At 40.7% G+C, this 19,440-nt stretch carries 19 protein-coding genes and 1 pseudogene; 12 read left to right on the plus strand and 8 right to left on the minus strand.

From position 1 onward, the window contains the following. Nucleotides 1–21 precede the first annotated feature (21 nt). The 12 genes and pseudogenes from DCMF_RS13445 (at nucleotide 22) to DCMF_RS13510 (ending at nucleotide 12,236) form a co-directional block, all read left to right on the plus strand. Nucleotides 22–1,755: a hypothetical protein gene (locus tag DCMF_RS13445; protein ID WP_148134887.1), complete on the plus strand. Its 1,734-nt coding sequence runs from the start codon at nucleotides 22–24 to the stop codon at nucleotides 1,753–1,755. A gap of 176 nt (nucleotides 1,756–1,931) precedes the next feature. Continuing rightward, nucleotides 1,932–2,261: a hypothetical protein gene (locus tag DCMF_RS13450; protein ID WP_148134888.1), complete on the plus strand. Its 330-nt coding sequence runs from the start codon at nucleotides 1,932–1,934 to the stop codon at nucleotides 2,259–2,261. 194 nt (nucleotides 2,262–2,455) lie between these two features. Next, entirely contained in the window at nucleotides 2,456–3,352 is an 897-nt protein-coding gene (locus tag DCMF_RS13455) for a hypothetical protein (RefSeq protein WP_148134889.1), read from the plus strand. Nucleotides 3,353–3,521: 169 nt separating this feature from the next. Beyond that, nucleotides 3,522–3,890 carry a DUF960 family protein gene (locus DCMF_RS13460; RefSeq protein ID WP_148134890.1) on the plus strand — a complete coding sequence of 123 codons (369 nt, stop codon included), beginning with the start codon at nucleotides 3,522–3,524 and terminating at the stop codon, nucleotides 3,888–3,890. Next, nucleotides 3,872–4,585, plus strand: coding sequence for a hypothetical protein (locus DCMF_RS13465; protein WP_148134891.1), 714 nt, complete (start codon nucleotides 3,872–3,874; stop codon nucleotides 4,583–4,585). The genes DCMF_RS13460 and DCMF_RS13465 overlap by 19 nt, the downstream gene beginning before the upstream one ends. A gap of 121 nt (nucleotides 4,586–4,706) precedes the next feature. Continuing rightward, entirely contained in the window at nucleotides 4,707–5,081 is a 375-nt protein-coding gene (locus tag DCMF_RS13470) for a hypothetical protein (protein ID WP_214659330.1), read from the plus strand. Further along, on the plus strand, nucleotides 5,081–5,662 hold the full coding sequence (locus DCMF_RS13475) for a hypothetical protein (protein WP_148134893.1): 582 nt from the start codon (nucleotides 5,081–5,083) through the stop codon (nucleotides 5,660–5,662). Before DCMF_RS13470 ends, DCMF_RS13475 begins: the two co-directional genes overlap by 1 nt. Nucleotides 5,663–6,700: 1,038 nt before the next feature. After that, complete coding sequence (locus DCMF_RS13485; RefSeq protein ID WP_148134895.1) at nucleotides 6,701–7,369, plus strand: hypothetical protein; 669 nt, start codon at nucleotides 6,701–6,703, stop codon at nucleotides 7,367–7,369. A gap of 205 nt (nucleotides 7,370–7,574) precedes the next feature. Further along, a complete protein-coding gene (locus DCMF_RS13490) occupies nucleotides 7,575–7,988 on the plus strand; it encodes a hypothetical protein (protein WP_148134896.1) in 414 nt (137 codons plus the stop codon). Between the two features lie 251 nt (nucleotides 7,989–8,239). Continuing rightward, nucleotides 8,240–8,524 carry a hypothetical protein gene (locus DCMF_RS13495; protein ID WP_148134897.1) on the plus strand — a complete coding sequence of 95 codons (285 nt, stop codon included), beginning with the start codon at nucleotides 8,240–8,242 and terminating at the stop codon, nucleotides 8,522–8,524. Next, complete coding sequence (locus tag DCMF_RS13500) at nucleotides 8,524–10,095, plus strand: recombinase family protein (protein ID WP_148134898.1); 1,572 nt, start codon at nucleotides 8,524–8,526, stop codon at nucleotides 10,093–10,095. The genes DCMF_RS13495 and DCMF_RS13500 overlap by 1 nt, the downstream gene beginning before the upstream one ends. Before the next feature lie 86 nt (nucleotides 10,096–10,181). Next, a pseudogene (locus DCMF_RS13510) lies at nucleotides 10,182–12,236 on the plus strand (thioredoxin domain-containing protein). Between the two features lie 117 nt (nucleotides 12,237–12,353). On the opposite strand, the gene DCMF_RS13515 reads toward DCMF_RS13510, so the two are convergent. The 8 genes from DCMF_RS13515 to DCMF_RS13550 all read right to left on the minus strand — a co-directional run bounded on the left by DCMF_RS13515 (nucleotide 12,354) and on the right by DCMF_RS13550 (nucleotide 19,438). Beyond that, entirely contained in the window at nucleotides 12,354–12,818 is a 465-nt protein-coding gene (locus DCMF_RS13515; RefSeq protein WP_148134901.1) for a chemotaxis protein CheW, read from the minus strand. Nucleotides 12,819–12,853: 35 nt separating this feature from the next. Next, nucleotides 12,854–14,791, minus strand: a complete 1,938-nt coding sequence (locus DCMF_RS13520) for a methyl-accepting chemotaxis protein (RefSeq protein WP_148134902.1) — start codon at nucleotides 14,789–14,791, stop codon at nucleotides 12,854–12,856. Nucleotides 14,792–14,908: 117 nt separating this feature from the next. Then, nucleotides 14,909–15,994, minus strand: coding sequence for a flagellar motor switch phosphatase FliY (gene fliY, locus DCMF_RS13525; protein WP_148134903.1), 1,086 nt, complete (start codon nucleotides 15,992–15,994; stop codon nucleotides 14,909–14,911). 5 nt (nucleotides 15,995–15,999) lie between these two features. After that, the gene (gene fliM / locus DCMF_RS13530) at nucleotides 16,000–16,977 is read right to left on the minus strand and encodes a flagellar motor switch protein FliM (protein ID WP_236860331.1); all 978 of its coding nucleotides are present in this window, start codon (nucleotides 16,975–16,977) and stop codon (nucleotides 16,000–16,002) included. Between the two features lie 30 nt (nucleotides 16,978–17,007). Beyond that, complete coding sequence (locus tag DCMF_RS13535; RefSeq protein WP_148134905.1) at nucleotides 17,008–17,382, minus strand: response regulator; 375 nt, start codon at nucleotides 17,380–17,382, stop codon at nucleotides 17,008–17,010. 65 nt (nucleotides 17,383–17,447) lie between these two features. Further along, a complete protein-coding gene (locus DCMF_RS13540; RefSeq protein WP_148134906.1) occupies nucleotides 17,448–18,299 on the minus strand; it encodes a CheR family methyltransferase in 852 nt (283 codons plus the stop codon). Nucleotides 18,300–18,315: 16 nt separating this feature from the next. Then, nucleotides 18,316–18,738, minus strand: coding sequence for a hypothetical protein (locus DCMF_RS13545; protein WP_148134907.1), 423 nt, complete (start codon nucleotides 18,736–18,738; stop codon nucleotides 18,316–18,318). Further along, entirely contained in the window at nucleotides 18,731–19,438 is a 708-nt protein-coding gene (locus DCMF_RS13550) for a sigma-70 family RNA polymerase sigma factor (RefSeq protein ID WP_148134908.1), read from the minus strand. The genes DCMF_RS13545 and DCMF_RS13550 overlap by 8 nt, the downstream gene beginning before the upstream one ends. Nucleotides 19,439–19,440 lie beyond the last annotated feature (2 nt).

The raw sequence follows: 19,440 nt of genomic DNA on the forward strand, positions 1-19,440 counted from the left end.
ATTAATTAAGGAGGACAGGTAATGAAAAGGATTTTAGCAACAATTACAACGGCAATTCTATTGGTAGGTTTATTCAGTACGGCGGCTATGGCAGCACCATTGACCAAAGGCAATCTAACAGTAATTGATAAGGACAACTTTGAGGCACAGACCATTGAGTATTTTAAATCACACAATTCTACTATTTATAAAGACTGCCCTCAATATGTTACTAACAGGACACTTCAATCAGATGGCACTATGAATTACAAAGTTGACTGGAATATAGTTTCCCATCCAGATATGGGAGATGATGTAACACATGAAATAGTTGGCAGAGGCGCATATATAACGGTTGATAACATCATCAGGGAAACAATAAAAATAGGCGGTGCTTATTCTGTAAAGGATTATTCAGCAAAAACAGGTATGACCAAAGAATACATAACAAGAGAGTCCGGAACAATGCTATTTTCAAAAGGGCCTGTTACAGTCACCTTTTATGGTGGTGACGTGAATTATCTATACCCACTTCAAAGAAACTATGGAAATACACGTTCAATAGATAAAATTTTTGGCTATGAGATTGCCAGAGGGTCTTTATTATATAGCACCAGCAGCATAGAGAGAGGGTCAAAAGCATCGGAAGAAATACTGCTGGAGTTTAGTGATGTGGAAGATGGACCTCATACAACAACAACCAAGGTATTGTCTGAGCCGGGGATGTATAGTATATATCTTCAACTCGTAGATGTATCTGCTGGATTAAGTGCTGGCCCGGGTATCACCTTGTGTATCCTTGATGGCACAGAGGATATGAACGATAACATTCAAGAGACAGTGACAGCCATACCTTCAACAGCAAAGGTCAGTGTCAATGGAAAAGCATTTAATGTACCTGCTTACAATGTAAACAACAGTAATTTTTTGAAGGCACGGGATATCGCCTATATTCTAAATGGCACATCTAAGCAATTTGATGTAGTCTACAGCGAAAGAAAATTTGAAAACAAGGTTATATCAAGCAATGTTTATTTGAAGGAATTCACACCATATGAGAGCGTAGGCGGTGAAATGACTCCTCTTAAAGCTGGTAATAAGACAGCGAGTTTGACAGCGCAAACATTTACATCAACGTATACTGGTGGAATGAATCCATTGGTCTACTCAATAGATGGGGCCAATTATTTGATGCTGAGAGACGTAGGGAGAATAATTGATTTCAGTGTCACTTATGATAATGCAACAGGCACAGTATTAATTGACACCAACAAAGGTTATGACGGTACAGCAAAGGTAATATCTAAAGATGCTGTACAGGCTGATTATAAAGTTTATTCAGTAACAAGCAGCGGAAACCATGAAACCTATACTGTCAATGGTGAAAGGTACTGGAGGCTTAGAGATTTTGCAGGATTTAATGGGTTCCCATACTTCGGTTATGTGCATGACACTGACAATAATACTCTGACAATAGATAAAAAATACAGGATTTTAGAAGCACCATTAGGCATAAAACTTGATAACAGTCCTGAATGGGCTACCCCTGTCTCTCCATTGGTCATTAAAGGTGACTCACAGTTTACCTTGTCAGGCTATGAAATCAGGAAAGAGTTGTACTTTACAATTCCTGATATACAGAAAATATATAACTTCTACATTGAATGGATTGCGGATGACAGGTATCAGGATGGCGGTTTCTATTTTATAGACTACTATCCTGAGGACGGTATAGACAGACCGTTATTCTGGGGAACTTTCCCTGGGGCGCAATAATCAGAACAATTCAATAGTTAAAAGGCTTGGGCGTTTTGCTCAAGCCTTTTTTCATGCTCAAAAGCAGGTCGGATTTATTGGCTTCTCAATAATAAATGGAAATTGGGTGTTGCAATCCTTACTTTTCTCTGGTATCCTTCCAGACCAATAAATATAGGGATTTGGAGGTGATGGACATGCAAAGCATTTATTACAACATTTGTGACGAGGTTTTCATATCAAGAAACGGATTAATTGAGATACTTCGGAAGGCTCTCATACGTGGAGACTGTCTATTCTGGGTATCTGACTTCAAGGTGCAAGGCGGCAGTATCATATTAAGAACCGTTGATAATCTGATGGGGCGGTTGACCATAGAAGATTTGCTTTTGAGTTTAAGGGAATTGACGGTTGATATATTAGCAAAAGCAGTCACTAATGGAGAGTTTGACATATCTATTTTGGACGGAGATTCAATTGATTTAGTGATTCAGGTCGGGGTTTTCGGAACACTGGTTTATGATTAGGGGTACTGATCTCCTACCGGCGTTTTTCAATACTATTATTTCTGGTGTGAGTAAGTGGTAAAGAAGTGGTTTTGGAGTTTCAACAGTTGCAAAAATCAAGGTCAGTACCTAAAGAAATTTTTATAAGCAGTTGATATGTGGAGAATGGTGATTTTGAGGATGTGAAAAATTTAAGGATATGGAGGCATGGAGATATGAAGAAACGTGATAAAAAAAAGAAGGATAACATGCAGGGCGAGCCTGTACATTTGTTTACTGTGAATTTTATCAAAGGCATAAAGGTCAAAAGTATATATAAAAATAGAAAGGATGCTTTTGAAGGTTCAATGAGGTCATATATTCAGTATCTGAAATCTTTTAACACTGAAGATTTGGGCTTAGATTGTGGAGAGATAGATGTTTACGATTGGATTAACAGCGTTCTATCCGGCAGTTATGACGCTGTTGCTCATATGATTGCATTGTCACCAATGGAATTACTTTATAGGATTAGCACTAAACCAGCGGTGAAGTTTGATATTTCAATAGCTGATGCCTTATTCTACATATTAGAGTCGGTGGAACGCATTGAAGACGAGGGGTTTTACTTCAAGTCTTTTGATAGGGGCAGTTCTTTTGAAATGCTCTTTGGGTGGGGTGCGGTCAGAATGAGGCTGACATGTGTTGATGTCCCTAAACTGTTTCAGGTGTTGGAAATCAATCATAATCCGTCAGAATACGTTGAGAAGGCTATATGTCAAGCACTTAATATGGCTGGTTTAACTGATAAGTTTGGTCATTTCGTGGATGTGATGAATCACATGGCTCACCCTTATTCTATTGACAAGTTTATAGAGGAAGAATACGGCTGTATTTACAAAGAAGATACATTTACACCCTTTGGGGCTGGTCTTCGTGAGATTGCTTTCCTACGATATTTGTACGAGCAGAAGAATTCATATAACAGAGATTTGCAGATTGAGGTCTATGGAGGAAATATCTTGATTGCAGAGTTTAACTATGGGGAGCATGGAATATTGAAGTTATTAATTTCATTGTATGCGGATGATGCACATGAGCGGCTATTCAGGGCCTATAAATTACATCAATAGGCTCTCACCTACCCTTCCAGCAATTTGTAAGAAAAAAATTTTTAAGTTGATAAATCCTTCTGTTGCAAAATTTTTCCAGAAGCGGTACAATTCCTCCGCCACATGCAAAGTAGTGTGGTGGTTTTGGTAAATAATAAAAATTTTTATTGAGAAAGGAGATTTTCAATTCATGGAAAAGGCTGGTGAAATGGAGCGACTGGTAGCAAAGCAGCTCAGGGAGATAGTGCCTGATTTGCTTCTTCTTAATCTCTGGGAGTTGTGGGAGGAACAGCACTCAAAGGATGTTAACATCAATCCTCAAACATTCAAGCTGTTTGGAATATTGGGCCAACCTCGGAGTCAAATAGTTTTACATTCTGTCGGTGAGAAAACTATCAAGCATAGTTTTCAAACGGCTATGACTCCTTGCACAGCAACGATAGCCATATACGATTTAGATAGTTTATGTGCCATTATGCTATCTGAAAGTCAGGCTGAATCAATCTTAGAGCATTATTCTAAAGAGAGGGGTAATATTACATGGATAAGAGATATATAGCTTGTCGGCTCGACCTTGGTATAACTCGCATAGCTGGATTTTTGCTCTTTAATGCAGCAAGCGAACACTACGAGTTTGAAGAAGTAACTCCCAAAGAAACACTGCGGCTTGTAAAGGCTGGTATGGTCAACGGTCTGAAAATCGTTGACGGCGAGCTTGTACCTGATTCTGAAGGGTTCGGGCAGCATAACTTTAAGATTAAGTCAGGAGTTGGCAATTATAGAAACGCCGTAGAAACCGGCAAACAAGGTGATAAAACCTACAGTATCATTAGAAAAGTTTCTCATGATGACGAGGATGAATATACCGTCATAACGAGTAAATGCGGTAGATTTTCCATTGATACTGAAGGTCTGATAGCCCTCATGCGGTTTTATGATGTGGCTGGTGTGCGGTTGGATGAATCAGGTGAAATTGTGACATATCCGGGCGTGACCATTTCAGACATGAGAACCCATGCAGACCCTAAAAGTTATGACCCTAAAGAGGTTTTGGATGTTGGCGGTGTACTCATGCCAGCTTCTGATTTGACAATGGCAGAAATCTTTGGAACGGGTGGTATTGAGGAAAAGGCTGAAGGTGTTGAACAACCTGTCAAGGAAAATGAAAGTTCAGAGACGGTTAAAGTGGATGAACCCAAGCAGACACCTAAAAAGCCTGCAAGTAAAGGCGCAGCAGCCAAAAAGAAAAGCTAAACAGTTTCAATTAATAGAGGTCAGGTATTGTACTTCTCGTACATATCTGACCTTTTTTTATTATCTGGGGAAAAAACAATCAACACAATAAAAATAAAAACTTGAAAGGCCGTGATTGAAGGTGAAAACAAAGGAATTGCTGCGATTGGCTCTTTTGCAGATGTACGAAGCATTTTCAGATGAGGATAAGGCCCTTTGTAAGTTTGATTGGTACTTTAATACCTTTATCCGTTCATTTTCTGACCTGCGTGTATCCCCTAAGCACGTTGCAGGAAGGCAGGACATGGAAATAAATGACCAGCAGCGCATTGAGGAAGATATGTGTCGGTTAGAGTTTGACGTTGTAGATTATGGGTGCTGGATGTGGTTTTATCAAACAGCAACGGGCGAATTCGATATCGTCAATTTTGATGATGAAATCCCTGTAATAAAGTTGTTGAAAGACTTTGAACATGAAAAAGGCACGAAAACATTTTTGGTGAGGAGGCAAATGTAATGGAAATCAATTATAAGGTCGAAACGATTATATCGAAAAACGGCAGACCCTACGCTTATAAGGTTTATGCAGGGGTCTACATTTTCTATCTGTCGCAGAAAGTGTTTTCAGAGGCTGTGAATAGCGGCATGATTGAGCTTGACGGGTCTACAAATTCCGTAAAATGGAATGACATTATCAGGCTCAAGGGTGAAAAAGCAGTAGAAAGGCTTAGGTATGCCGTTGCCAACACGACCCTTGATTACTTGGAAGAAGAACTGGAAGTCGTGAACGAAATGCCACCTATCCTATATCTCCATTACAGCTTTGGTACATTCAGGCTTGCAGCAATATCTTTATTGGTAAAGAGCGGTACTGTTGAGATTAACTCGGGTGGAATAAATAGAGATAATGGAAAGGTCAATGAAAATCTTAAAGAAATAAATAAAGCTGTCATGGAAGGGTATTCGGGGGTCTTGAACTATATAGCCAACTACTGCGACAAGGAATACTGCAATTCTCATAATCTGATTCGTATGGTTCGGGAGAGTAATCGGGAGACATTCAGACTAGCGAATTACAATATAAAGCTAGGATACTGACGGTCATTTTACAACTTCATAGCCAACGACAAAAGCACCTCTGAAATCAAGGATGGGGCTTTTGTTATGCCTTAAAATGGAGTCTGAAGGTATGGGGGCTAGTTTAGATTGAGGATTTGCCGGAACAATTTCAAGGGGTGTCCAGAGGGTTAAAATGGTTCTGGGGGTATTCGGGTATGGGGTGAGATATAAAAAGGGCTTAGAACAAGCACCAGAGGGTTCCAGCAAAGGGTTATTGGATTTGGTAGAACGTGAAATCAAAATATCTTTCCAAAGGGTGAAAGTAAGTTCTTTATGCTTTGAAATCATGTAATACATGGGGTTAATAAAATAAATGTGAAATCAAAAATACGTCCAGATGGGAGAATGTAAGTTCAATTTTAGTATTAACTCAAGGAATATTGAAATAGCTTTGTGCATGGCTCTTTTGATTGATTCAAAATACGATTTTTTAGACAGCAAAAGGCCTAGTTGATAATGGGGTATCATAGCATACCCTGTTATGAAAAAGTATAAGGTTTCAATAAAACTGATACATTAAATTGGCTTGTTGATACGGTTTGATTCTGCTCCAAAGTGTAAGCATTGATAATGAATTTGGAATACTGAAGGATTTTTTCTACATAAACATGGCATGTTATGAAATTGGAGTATTGAGTAAATCAAGGTTTGTTGAAATATTTGGGACATTTTCATGGCTGGTTATAAAAGTATGTCTGCATGGATCTAAACAGTATTAGTTCATAAGAGGTACATTGCAGGTGAAACAATTACCTTTGATAAACGACTTGCAAACCAATTTGAACCTTGATTTTCAGAGCTGTCAGGCCTGATTCAAAGAAATTTATAGCTAACAGACAAACTTCATATTGATAAAATTTCAGAATTTAAGGTTTTAGGTTGTAATTTTCTTGCTTCAAAGGCTTCCAGAGTGGGGTTTTGAGAAAAACAAAATATATAGACAGAAATATAAGATTGGAGATTAAGAAAAATACCTTAAAATTCTTAAAAGTTTTATCTTAAAGGAGTTGGAACGACATGAATAAAACTATGGTGATGACCAAAGAAATCTATAATGACCTTGTTGATTATACTGGTCAGCTTTACGAAAAGCCAATAGGCAGGATTGGTAAACGTGAATTAAGAAAAGAGTCTGTTGCTTTTCTGCAAAACTATATAAGTTTTGTTATGGCACCGGGGGTTGTTTCAAAGACAACACAAATATATTTGAAGTCCAGTAGTGGTAGTGTGGCAGCAGCCATCAGGTCTTACAATCAGGATGCCGGTGAAGGTAATCAAATAAATTTAAAGACGGCTAGTGCAGCTGTAGACTATGACCGTAAGAAACTACTCAAACTATTCAATTCAAATGATGACATGCTATATAATGTTATTTACGTTAGGAATTTCGATATAACAGGTTACAGGCGGTTGTTACAGCTTGCTAAGTTAAAATATGGCATAGGACAGAGTTTAAATGAAAAGATAATCCTCAAACTCAATCAAAATCATTACTGCCCTACTCTATCGGATGAGGACTTCGATGATTTGATACAGAAGCTGGTAACATACAGTAAGAGAATAATCAGCGAGGTTGAAGAAACAATGAATACGGACGCAGCAGGTTATTTTAATCACCTTCAATTTTCAGATAACCTTTCAGAGATTGACATGGAACGCTTGCAACAGATAAAGATGCTGTTATGAGGGCTTGTAAATATTAAAAAATAAAAAGTAGTTGGACATTCGGTCATATGATTGAGTGTCCAACTACTTTTTATATTCAGTTGATTATTTCTGCATTATCAAGGCTTGTGGAGTGTTGTAGCAGGCTGTATTTGTCGAATTTCAGGGTTTATAGGCACCTTTGTTTGTGATACAATCATTTCAAACAGTTTAAGGGGTTAATTACATGTTTAGCAACGAGTATTTTAGTAAGGGTGAGCATAGACAAATAAAAAGCAAGATGAGTAGATATTCTGATATGCTAAAAGATATAGTAAAAGACAGTTTAGGTGTGGGATTTTCACGAACAATTTCAAAAGGTAACAATTATGACCGAATAACAATACATATTGACGAGAAATTATACTTAAAAGAGGAAATAATCAACTTTATTAATATGGTTATGGCAGAAAATGAATGTGAATATAAAATATTTACAAACTATGGTGTAGTCATAATAAAGGATGAACGTACTCTATGGGGCTTAATAAATACGAATACTTCTTATTTAAAGCAGCGTATACAAGAGAACCAAGTCAAAGTATTTAAACTTAATGAAGATATAACTGACCTATTGATTATGACCTTACACGGTTATTAAACAAGTATTATAAAAGAGCCGGACATTCATTACTGGTGATGAGTGTCCGGCTCTTTTATTTTTTATGCCTTTTTAGGACTAGTGGAAATATTTGTATATGCATAACATCATTAATGAATTTTCTTTAAGGACGTGTTAATGGGTTAGAACGTGTCCAATTTTCCATGAGAACATTGGGCATTTTATCGTTAATCTAAGCACTATGGCGTGTTTTGTATTCGTAGCAAATATATAAGAGGAGCGTATTTGCTATGAAAACATCACATGACAACTGTCAGAAATCTATTATATCTGACATGCCCTACTCTGTAACTGTTCAGGACAATGCGAAAATAGAAAGCACTTATAAAGATTGTGGTAAATCCAACAAAGCAGTAAATGAAAGTATTTCAGCTATTGACAAAGAGTATAAGGAAGCGGTAACCTCTCCGTCCATCTTGGTTATAGAAACGAATTCGCCAAGTTCGCAGGCACTAAAGAGTTTTAGTTTGAAGCTGATTCAAATTAAAGCACGCTTGCATGGGGAGGTGAAATAGTGGTTCAACACATGGAGTTTACATACGAGAACTTTAAAATCAAGTATGTCGCAATCTATTTGAGAAAAAGTCGTGGTGAAAGTGAAAAAGACCTTGATAATCATAAGAATGCATTGATTGAGATATGTGAAAGAAATGGTTGGGAATATGACATATTTGAGGAAATCGTCTCTGGGGAGAGTTTAGAGTTAAGGCCTAAGGCACAAGAATTGCTGTACTATCTTGAAAATGAACCGGATAGTTATGATGCAATCTTGGTTATGGATATAGATAGGCTTAGTAGAGCTGGTACAAGTGAGTCAGATTTAGTAAAGAAACTTTTAATTGATTCAGAAACATTACTGGTTATAAAAGACCGAATCATGGATTTATCTAACGAACAGGATGATATCACCTATGATATACAATCATTCGTTGCTAAGTTAGAGTACAAAATGATTAAAAAGCGTTTGAGACAGGGTAAGTTTCAAAATGCTAAGAAGGGATATTGGAGCAATGGTATTCCACCTATTCCCTATTTATATAATAAAGAGGCTAGAATGTTGAGCATAGATGAAACATTACTTAGAACGTACAGATATATTATTGATTCAGTAGTTATTGATAGAAAATCTACCAATCAAATAGCATATGAACTGAATCAAAAAGGATGGTTGACAGCAGGTAAAAAAGGTAAAAGGTATTGGACGAGTAAGACGGTCAGAGATACACTATTGGATAAAACCCATCTTCAATATAGTGAGGAAACTGACCGAGGGTGCATAGTCATAGGCAAATCAAAAGGCAACGGTCATAAAAAGAGGTCTTCAATAGCATTAAAGTTTAAACGGATACCTCAGGATAAATGGCTTACGTTTAAAGGCTTGCATAAATCGTTAAAAACTCAAGAGGAACATACCATAATAGAGGTGTTTTTAAAGCGTAAAACAAAGGCACCTAGAAAGACTACTGCAAAAACGATATTTCCTCTTACAGGATTGATAAAGTGCGGTTGCTGCGGACATTATTTAGGGTTCACTGAACGGTCTGACAGAAAGGGTTTACTGTCAGTAAAGAATTGTTGGTATAAAGACCCATTCGGCAATAAGTGTCATAACAGAAGTAGTCCTATGCTGGTACTGATTGATAAGATACATGAATTAATTGAAAAGCACATAGCAGACGTACAGTATGAGATAGATACGATTGACAATGATAGGATTACTGCCATTGAAGATGAAATCAAGACTAGCAAAAGGCTTGTTGAAGTTAAGGACACTGCTATTGACCGTGTAGATGAGGCTTATGAGGCTGGCGCATATTCAGTAGATGAATTGAAAATGCGTAAAGGCAAGCTGAAATCAGAGAAAGGAAAAATACTTGAAGACATCAAGGCCTTGGAAGTGGAATTGAACTATTTAAGGGAAAGAGGCAAAACGGAACGGGTTGATGCACTGAAGGAGTTCAAAGAGTTAATAGCCCATCCTGACCTTACATGGGAAGAACAGAACGAGTTGTATAAGACACTGATAGAGTATGTGGTATATACAAAGGTTGACGAGAAAATAAAAATTCAAGTCGTTTATAGGTAATATGAAGGATACTGCTATTATGATAGTGGTATCCTTTATTTTTTAGGGTATACTAAATTATTATATCTATGAAGGAAGGTGATAAAATGACTAATTCAAACAGAGTACCCAATCGCTTAGTGACTGAAAAGAGTCCTTATCTGTTGCAACACGCATACAATCCCGTTGACTGGTATCCGTGGGGCGAAGAAGCCTTTGACAAGGCGAAAAAAGAAGATAAGCCTATTTTCCTAAGCATTGGGTACTCTTGACGATATTGGTTACAGAAATCAGTTTGCCATTGGTGCCATGTGATGGAAAGAGAATCATTTGAGGATGAAGAAATTGCCCAAGTTCTCAATCAACATTTTGTATCCATTAAAGTGGACAGAGAGGAACGTCCTGATGTGGACCACATTTATATGACAGTCTGTCAGGCCATGACCGGCCATGGGGGCTGGCCCCTGACCGTGGTGATGACTCCCGCCAAGGAACCCTTTTTCTCCGGCACCTATTTTCCCAAAACAGGGCGAGGCCATATCCCCGGCCTGAGGGACATTCTCCTCAGCATTGATGATTTATGGAAAAGTGACCGCAACAAGGTGCTTGCTTCCGGTGAAAGAATTCTAAAAACTCTGGAATCCCACTTGTCTGAGAGCATTCCTCCCGAAGATCTATCCGACTCTGTGATTCATGATGCCTTTCATCAGCTGGAAAAAAGCTTTGACCCTATCTATGGCGGCTTTGGCCGAGCGCCCAAATTCCCTACACCGCAGGTTCTATTTTTTCTTTTACGGTACTGGAAAGTATTTAAAGAAGGAAAAGCCCTGGAAATGGTGGAAAAAAGTCTGCAGAATATGTTTAAGGGGGGAATATATGACCACATCGGTTATGGATTCGCCCGTTACTCCACGGATGTAAAATGGCTGGTTCCTCACTTCGAAAAGATGCTTTATGACAATGCTTTATTAGCCATCGCTTACTTGGAAACTTTTCAGGATACCCAAAATCAGCTCTACGCAGAGATTGGGGAAGAAATCCTCACCTACGTCCAAAGAGATATGCTATCTCCCCACGGCGCTTTTTACTCGGCGGAAGATGCTGATTCAGAAGGAGTAGAAGGAAAATTTTACTTATGGGACCCCGAAGAGGTAAAGAAGATTCTTGGGGAGCAGGCGGGAGAAGCTTTTTGCCGTTTTTATGATATTTCTCAGAAAGGTAATTTTGCCGGAAAAAGCATTACCAACCTGATCGGTAAAGACTCTCTAACAAAACGGAACGAGTATCTCTCCCAGCGGCAAAGTCTGTTTTCCGCCCGGGAAAAACGCATTCACCCTTTTAAAGACGATAAAACCCTCACATCCTGGAACGGTTTAATGATTGCCGCTTTCAGCCTGGCCGCCCGCGTTTTGGGGAAACCCCTTTACGGGCAGACAGCAGCCACCGCCGCCCGTTTTATCCTGAAAGAGCTTCGGCAAAAAGACGGCAGATTGCTGGCCCGTTATCGGGAAGGCGAAGCCGCCTACCCGGGATATATTGATGACTATGCCTTTTTCATCTGGGGGCTGATTGAACTCTATCAGGCAACTTTTGAAACAAACTACTTAAGGGAAGCCTTAAACCTTTCCCAGGGAGTGATGAATCTTTTTTGGGATGAAGCCCAGGGAGGGTGCTTCCTCTACGGCAATGACGGCGAAAAACTGATTGCCCGGCCCAAAGAAATTTATGACGGCGCCAGTCCTTCCGGAAATTCGGTAATGGCTCTTAACTTTTTGCGCCTGGCCCGGCTTTCCGGGCAAAACCATTGGGAAGAAAAAGCCGAGAGGATTTTTCAAACTTTTGGACGCACGGTGAAACAATACCCGCCGGGATACTGCTATTTTCTCATGGCATATTTGTACACGATAAGCCCGTCCTACGAGATCATTCTGACCAGCAAACAAGGGGCCCAAGGTGTCAAAGAAATGCTTCGTGCCTTAAACAAGAGATTTTTGCCCCACAGCATCATTTTGGTTGCCGACAAATCTCTGGAAGAAAATGTTCCCTTCATCAAAGATTATCATCCTATTCATGAAAAATCCACGGCATATGTGTGCCGGGATTTCTCGTGCCATGCCCCCACTAATGATATCAATGAAATGATGCGCATGATTGAACAATAATCAGGTGTAATCATAATCATGAGGACAGGTCCCCTGGTTGATCGGTCTTATTTTCAGACTCAACCAGGTGCCTGTCCCCGTTTTCTCATGATTCTATTTTATTTTTGCTGGAGACAATCAAGCAGGCTCTTCCAGTACTAACTCGGTTAATTCTCTGAACTGCTGGTCCAAAAGAATTTTTTTAGTTTCCAGCAAAATAATCAGTTTGTCGTTCCACCGGCCGATCCCCTGGATGAAACCCAAATTAATCTTTGTTTCCATCGATGAGATATGTTCAATGCTTTCCGAAGGCAGCGTCAAAACTTCCGTTACTTCTTCCACAATTAATCCTACCGTCTCCTGATCGATCGAAACAACAATGATTCTGGTATCGTTGGTTTGTTCCACGCCACCCAAGTCCAGTTGTTTTTTCAAATCAATCACGGGAATGATCCTTCCCCGCAAATTGATAATTCCTTCTACAAAATCAGGGGTTTTAGGGATTTTGGTTACCTGCTGCATTCTGATGATTTCGGATACACAGGTAATGTTGATGCCATATAATTCTCCCACCATTTTAAAGAGCACAAATTGGTTGTCCATCTAAAAACCTCCTTAAACCAATTTTATCCAGATCCTTAACTAACTTTAAAGCCTTTTACCATATTCTGCAGTCTTTCCGACATGGCGGCCAATTCTTCTGCAGAGGCGGCAATTTCCTCAATGCCGGCCGCCGTTTCTTCCGTAACGGAAGCAATATTTCCCGTGGCACCCAGCAAATCACCTTCACTGGTGGCCTGCTGTTCCACAGCATCAGCAATCTCATTAATTAAGCCTGAGGTCTTATTTACCAGCTCGGTAATCCGGGAAAATGACTGTCCCGCTTCTTCCGTCATTTTTTCTCCTTTATCCGTGACCGCCACAGCATTAACCATGTCTTGTTGAATATTGGCAATCAATTGGGTAATTTCTTTGGTCGCTTTTCCGGAACGCTCGGCCAATTTCCTCACTTCATCCGCCACAACGGCAAATCCCCTGCCGTGTTCCCCTGCCCGGGCCGCCTCAATGGCTGCATTCAATGCCAACAGGTTGGTCTGGTCCGCGATGTCATCAATAACGGAGATGATTTCGCCAATTTTTTGGGAATTCCGGTTTAATTGATGCATGTTTTGATTGATTTCCCGCATCCCGCTCACCACATTGGTAATGGCCACGCCGCCTTTACTGGCGGTAGCGCTGGCCTCCTGAGCCGCCAAGGCGGCCTCCCTTGCCTGCTGGGCTAATTGCTCATCCTCACCGGACACCTGTTCCATAGTATGGGAAATGATCTGTACCTGATGAGCCTGCTCCTGGGACCCCCGGGAAATTTCCTGGGTACTTGCCGACATCTGCTGTGACGCTGCCGCCATATTTTCAGAACTTTCCTGAATGTGCACCACTAAGTTGCGCAATCCTTCCACCATTTGTTTAAAAGCCTTTGCCAGCAATCCAATTTCATCATTTTTCTTGAGATATTCAGGGGAAATATCACAGCTTAAATCACCCGAACCGGTACGGTTCATCTGTTCGGCCAATACCGTTAAAGGCTTCGCTAAGCGGTTGGAAAATACCAGTGAGATTAGGGATACTCCTATAATCACAACCAAGGCAATCAGGAAGGAAATCCATTGGATGTGTCTGGCTTCACTGAGCAACTCCGACGTTTCCACCAAGGAGATAAACCGCCAACCCAGTGCCGGAGATGTAAATACGTTAGCCAAATAAGATTTGCCGTTGATCTTGACGTCGAAAACACCGTCTTTCGCCTTGGTAATATCCTCTAAGCCCTCCACTTTAAGGTCTTTATAGTTCTTGAAGTTCATTTCCTTGTTTTTCGGATGGGCTAAAATGGTACCGTCCGGCTCCGTTAAAACGACAAAACCGGTTTGGCCGATTTTTATTTTATTAACCAAATCGGTCAATGTGTTCAAACTAGTGTCCAGGCCCATCACCCCGATCACTTGCCCCGCTGCATCGGTAATCGTCTTGTTCAGACTGATTTCCACTGCCTGCGCCGGCTCCCAATAATAGGCTTTTGATATTAATACCTGACCGTTGCCGGCTACGCCATTTTCATACCAGGGTCGGACCCGGGGATCATAATTGTCATTCAGCTGTTCTTCCGGCCACTGAATATACCCCCCGTCTTTTGTTCCCATATAGACATAGGCCGTGCCTGGATGAGACTCGGCATATTTAACAAATTCTTCATAAATGCCCTGTTCATCTCCTCCATTTTGGGAAGGAGTCATTTTCGCTTGCTCCCCGGTCTTGTCCATATAGGTAGTAACCTTTTTGTCCGGCTTCTGCACCAGCGCATTTTGGGCCAGATAGGCACAGTTTTCTTTCATCCCTTGGAAAAATACATTGATGGCATTGTCAACCTGCTTCACCTCAGCAGAAGTTGACTGAATAAAATCCTCTGTGAGCTGTTTTTCCATGGTGTAATTGATAAAAACCGCAATCAATACAATGGATATTACTGTTGTCGATAATAATAATACCATAAGTTTATTTCTAATCGCGTTGAGCCTCATTTTTTTTTAGTCCTCCTTATTCTCCTCTTTTTCCTCTCTCTTTTGTCCTATTCTGCATCCCCTTCACCTATGCGCCACATGACGAAAGCTGTGAATATGGTCCCTCCTCTGAAATTTTTATATCAATGACCCGTTTCTTAACTGAGTAATCCGTTCTTTCGGGTTTATGATATTCGTAATCCGCACACCAAAGTTATCATTAATCACCACTACTTCCCCTTTAGCTACCAAAACATCATTGATCATAATATCCACGTTTTCTTCCACTAAGCGATTTAGTTCTACAATCGAGCCGCTTTGGTACATGAGAATTTCCTGAATTGGTTTTTTTGTTCTTCCCAGTATCACGGAAACCGTAAGAGGGATATCTAATATCAAGTCGATATTGGTATCACCGGAAAAAACTTCCGATGCAGCACCGGCATTCATTCTTATGTCATAAGGAGCTTCCTCTATAGGCCGGTTGAAAGGCGGATTACTTACAGGCTCGCTGATTACCGGCTGATTACTTACCGAAGGAGTAATCATTTGATTGTCGGGAGCCGAAACAGGGGGTGGGACCTCTGTCGTCTCAAATAAGAGTCGCGCTTGCTCTTTCGCTGTTTCAATCGGAAGGATTTGGAAAAGTTCTGAATTTAAAAAATCCCCGATTTTCATATTGAATTTGATAGCAACCAATTTGGTTTTTCGGATTAATTCATCCAGCACCTGATGGGTGAAGGGTTTAATATCCGGAGGAGAAATATTCACTGTACGTTGAAAAACCTGGGACATGGCGGTGGCGGCCGATGCCACCATCTGGTTCATCGCTTCACTGGCCGCGCTGATTTGGATCTCATCCAAATATTCCGTATCGGATGTGGGGGATTCCCCCATCATCATTTTGGCCAATATCCCAGCGTCTTGATTACTGATCACCAATAAATTGGACCCCAAAAGACCGCTGATAAACTCTACGCTGATGGCTAAGTGAGGTTTGGGCAGGTGATCCAGAAACTCTTCTAAATCCACCTGCAAAACCTGCGGGTTGGTAATTTCTACTTTATGGTTCACTAATTCGGAAAGAGCCGTAGCACCCGATCCCATGGAAATATTGGCTACTTCACCTAAGGCATCTAATTCCTCCGGGGACAAGAGTTCTTCCTGTTCATAGTCTTTTTTCAGAAGGGCGTCAATTTCGCTTTGATTTAAAAACTTAGACATGTGTATCAGTCTCCTTCAACATCGCCTGCAATTTGTATGGCCAGTTTGTTCCCCGAAGTACCGGGTTTGCATTTAAATTTAAGTAGATGATCGACATAAAAATCTAAGTCCTCCTTGATGGACCGGTTCAACTGTAATACGTCGCCTTTTTGCAGCTGTAAAAAGTCCCTGGCAGAAATATCTACGGTACCCATAAGCACGGATAAATCAGCTTTCACTTTAGAGACTGTTCTCTCGGCAAAGGCTAATTCCAAGTTATCCGGCGCACCCATGTTCTCCGTAAGCCAATAATGGGCCGACAACCTGCTAATAACCGGGTCCAAGACAATATAGGGAATACAAATATTTATTACGCCGCTGGAATCTCCAATAAAAGTATCAAAGGAAATCACCGCTACCGTTTCCTTAGGAGTAATCGTTTGACTGAACCTGGGGTTCGTCTCCATGGATTCAATTGTTGTTTTGATTTCAAAAATATCCGTCCAAGCCCTGCTGAAAAGATCCAGAACCTTGGCATGAAATTTCTTCATCACCGAAATCTCAATTTCTGTTAAAGCTCGAACCTTTTCCGCCGCATTGCCCCTTCCCCCAAACATCAGCTCCAAGACAGGAAAAACATACTGCATATTTGTTTCAAAGATGGCCGTCCGTTTTAAAGGTTCCAAGCCAAATACCGTAATCAAGGTGGGGCTGGGCACCGAACTGACAAAATCCTCATAGGTGAGCTGTTCTACTTGGGCCACCCTGATTTTAATACTCGAGCGCAAATAGGCAGACATAAAGTTGCTGAGCATTCTGGCAAAACTATTGTGGATTAATTCCAAGCTCAACATCTGCTCTTTGGAAAACTTGTTGGGACGGTTAAAATCAAAGTTCTTTACCGGTGAAGAGGGCGCCGGCTTAAAACTATCGATGTTTAAGTTTCCTGTGGCAAGGGACTCAATTAGGGAATCAATCTCATGTTGAAAAAGGACTTCCGTCACAACCGACAACCTACCTTCCTTTTATAGCGGCTATATCAATTTTGCCCGCTGCAGCACTTTGTCCACTGCTTGAAGAATTCTCTCCTGTTGGAATGGTTTGACAATAAAATCCTTGGCGCCGCTTTTCACCGCGTCCATCACCATCGCCTGTTGACCCATGGCACTAACCATAATAATATTTGCACTGGGATCCATAGCCATAATCTGTTTGACCCCTTCAATCCCACTTACTTTTGGCATCGTAATATCCATCGTTACCAACTCAGGCTGGGAAGACTTATACATCTCCACGGCAATTTCCACGTTTTCCGCCTCTCCCACAACCTCATGACCATTTTTCTCCAGGATGTTTTTCAACATCATTCTCATAAAAGCTGCATCATCCACAATTAAAATTCTTGCCATTTTTTCACTCTCCCATTGTTGTTAATCTATCATCTTCTCCAAACCCTATACCCAAACCCCTATATTTATATTTTTCGAAAGAAACTGGGACAAATCCTCTCTAAACCATATTTTCTGTAATTAAAAATATTTTCACTGGCGCCGATAAATAAGACTCCTCCGGAATTAAGTGACTTGGAAAATCCCTGGTAACAGTATTCTTGGGCTTCCGGAGTAAAATATATCGTTACATTCCGGCACACGATCAGATCATATCCCTTATCATAAACATCCAATAATAAGTTGTGTTTGCGGAAAGACACATGGGCGGAAACTGACTTTTTTATTCTTACCCCCGGACCGTTTGGCTCAAAATAAGTCGCCAATCTTTGGGGCGATAGGTTTTTTAAGACATCTCCCATGTATTCCCCGGCCTTTGCCTTTTGCAGCATTTCATCATCAATGTCGGTAGCATCAATATGAAAAGGTTTACTGGGAAAACTGCTTTGCATGATGATGGACATAGAATAAGGCTCGGCACCATTGGAACAGGCGGCACTCCATATTTTTACCGTACCAGTCTTTTGCACCATTCCGGGCAGAATGTTGGTTTCTAAATACCGAAAAAGATCCGGATTCCGTAAAAATTCTGTCACATTAATGGTGAGATACTTGATAAACTGATCTTTCACAGCCGTATTTTGCTTTAATAATTGGAGAAATTGTTCATGCCCGGAGCACTTGCACCGTTCAATAAAATGTTCGATTCTGCGCTGCATTTGCGTGGTTTTATAGCCGCCCAAATCAATCCCCACAGATGTTTTCAGCCTTTGGGTGAAGGCGTGATAAGCCATGGGGTCTCCTTTGCCGGAAGACGAAAATGAACTTTCCGACTTGTTCTCACATCCAAAACTGTTCTTGTCCAACGTCTTAATCACCACACTCTCCTCTACCCTAAATAATTTCCTCTTGTTTCAGATGTCCCCTCAGATTAAGTATTAGCTCTATTTCACCCGTAGTTTTACCAAAGCTTCGCGCCATATCGGTGATGGATTGTCCTGCGTCAAAAGCCTGGTAAATATCGCTATATTTAGGGGAATCCTGATCCAAATTTTTTTCTGCGTCCCGCATCTCCCGTAACTCCAATTGACGGTATATCTCATCCAGCTCTTGTTCGAAATGAGTTCCCTCTTCAGTCTCGTATTCTTCGCTAATCTCCCCTTTTTTTTCCTTTTGATGGGATATCTCTACTGGATCCGGGGTTGCCCCCGAATCAGGCTGAGACCAAGGAAATTTACTTAAGCAATAAATCAACCCGATAAACAATAAAGCCATCATTACCGATAAACCGAATAAAAGATGAATTAAATTAGGCATAGCCCATTTCCTCCAACAATGATCGCACCCGCAGGATAGCTCTTCCATGGAGCTGGCAAACACGGGATTCAGAAATATTGAGCACCTTTCCAATTTCCTTTAAAGTCAATTTTTCATGATAATAAAGAGATAATACCAATTTATCTTTTTCGTTCAGCCTTTCCAAGGCGTTCCTTAGCACTGTTTTCAGTTCACAATCCTCCATTATTTTAACCGGATCTGGGGAATCAGAGGAGACGATCACTTCATCCAAAGACACACAGGCAATATTGCTGATATCAACGAGTGCTTCATGATATTCCTCTAAAGACATCCCCGCGGCAGAGGCGACCGCCTGTTCCGTTAGTGTCTCTCCGAATTGCTCCAGCTTCTGACAGGTATCCATGAGGGCCTGGATTTTTCGGAACACGGATCGAGGCAGCCAATTCGCTTTTCTGACCTGATCCAATACCGCTCCTTTAATCCGGTAAGTGGCATAGGTTTCGAATTTGGCCCCATTTTCCGGATTGTATTTGTCCACGGCTTCCATGAGGCCAATCAGGCCACAGCTTAATAAATCTTCCTCATCTAAAGAGCGGGGAATTTTCACATTAATCCGCTGCACAATATATTTCACCAAAGGGATATAGTGAAGAATCAACTCTTGTCTTAAGTTTTCATCCCGATTCTGCAAAAACCTCTCCCATAAGTCCGAAACCATGC

The sequence above is a fragment of the Candidatus Formimonas warabiya genome, from assembly GCF_002777255.1.
GTDB lineage: Bacteria > Bacillota > Dehalobacteriia > Dehalobacteriales > Dehalobacteriaceae > Formimonas > Formimonas warabiya.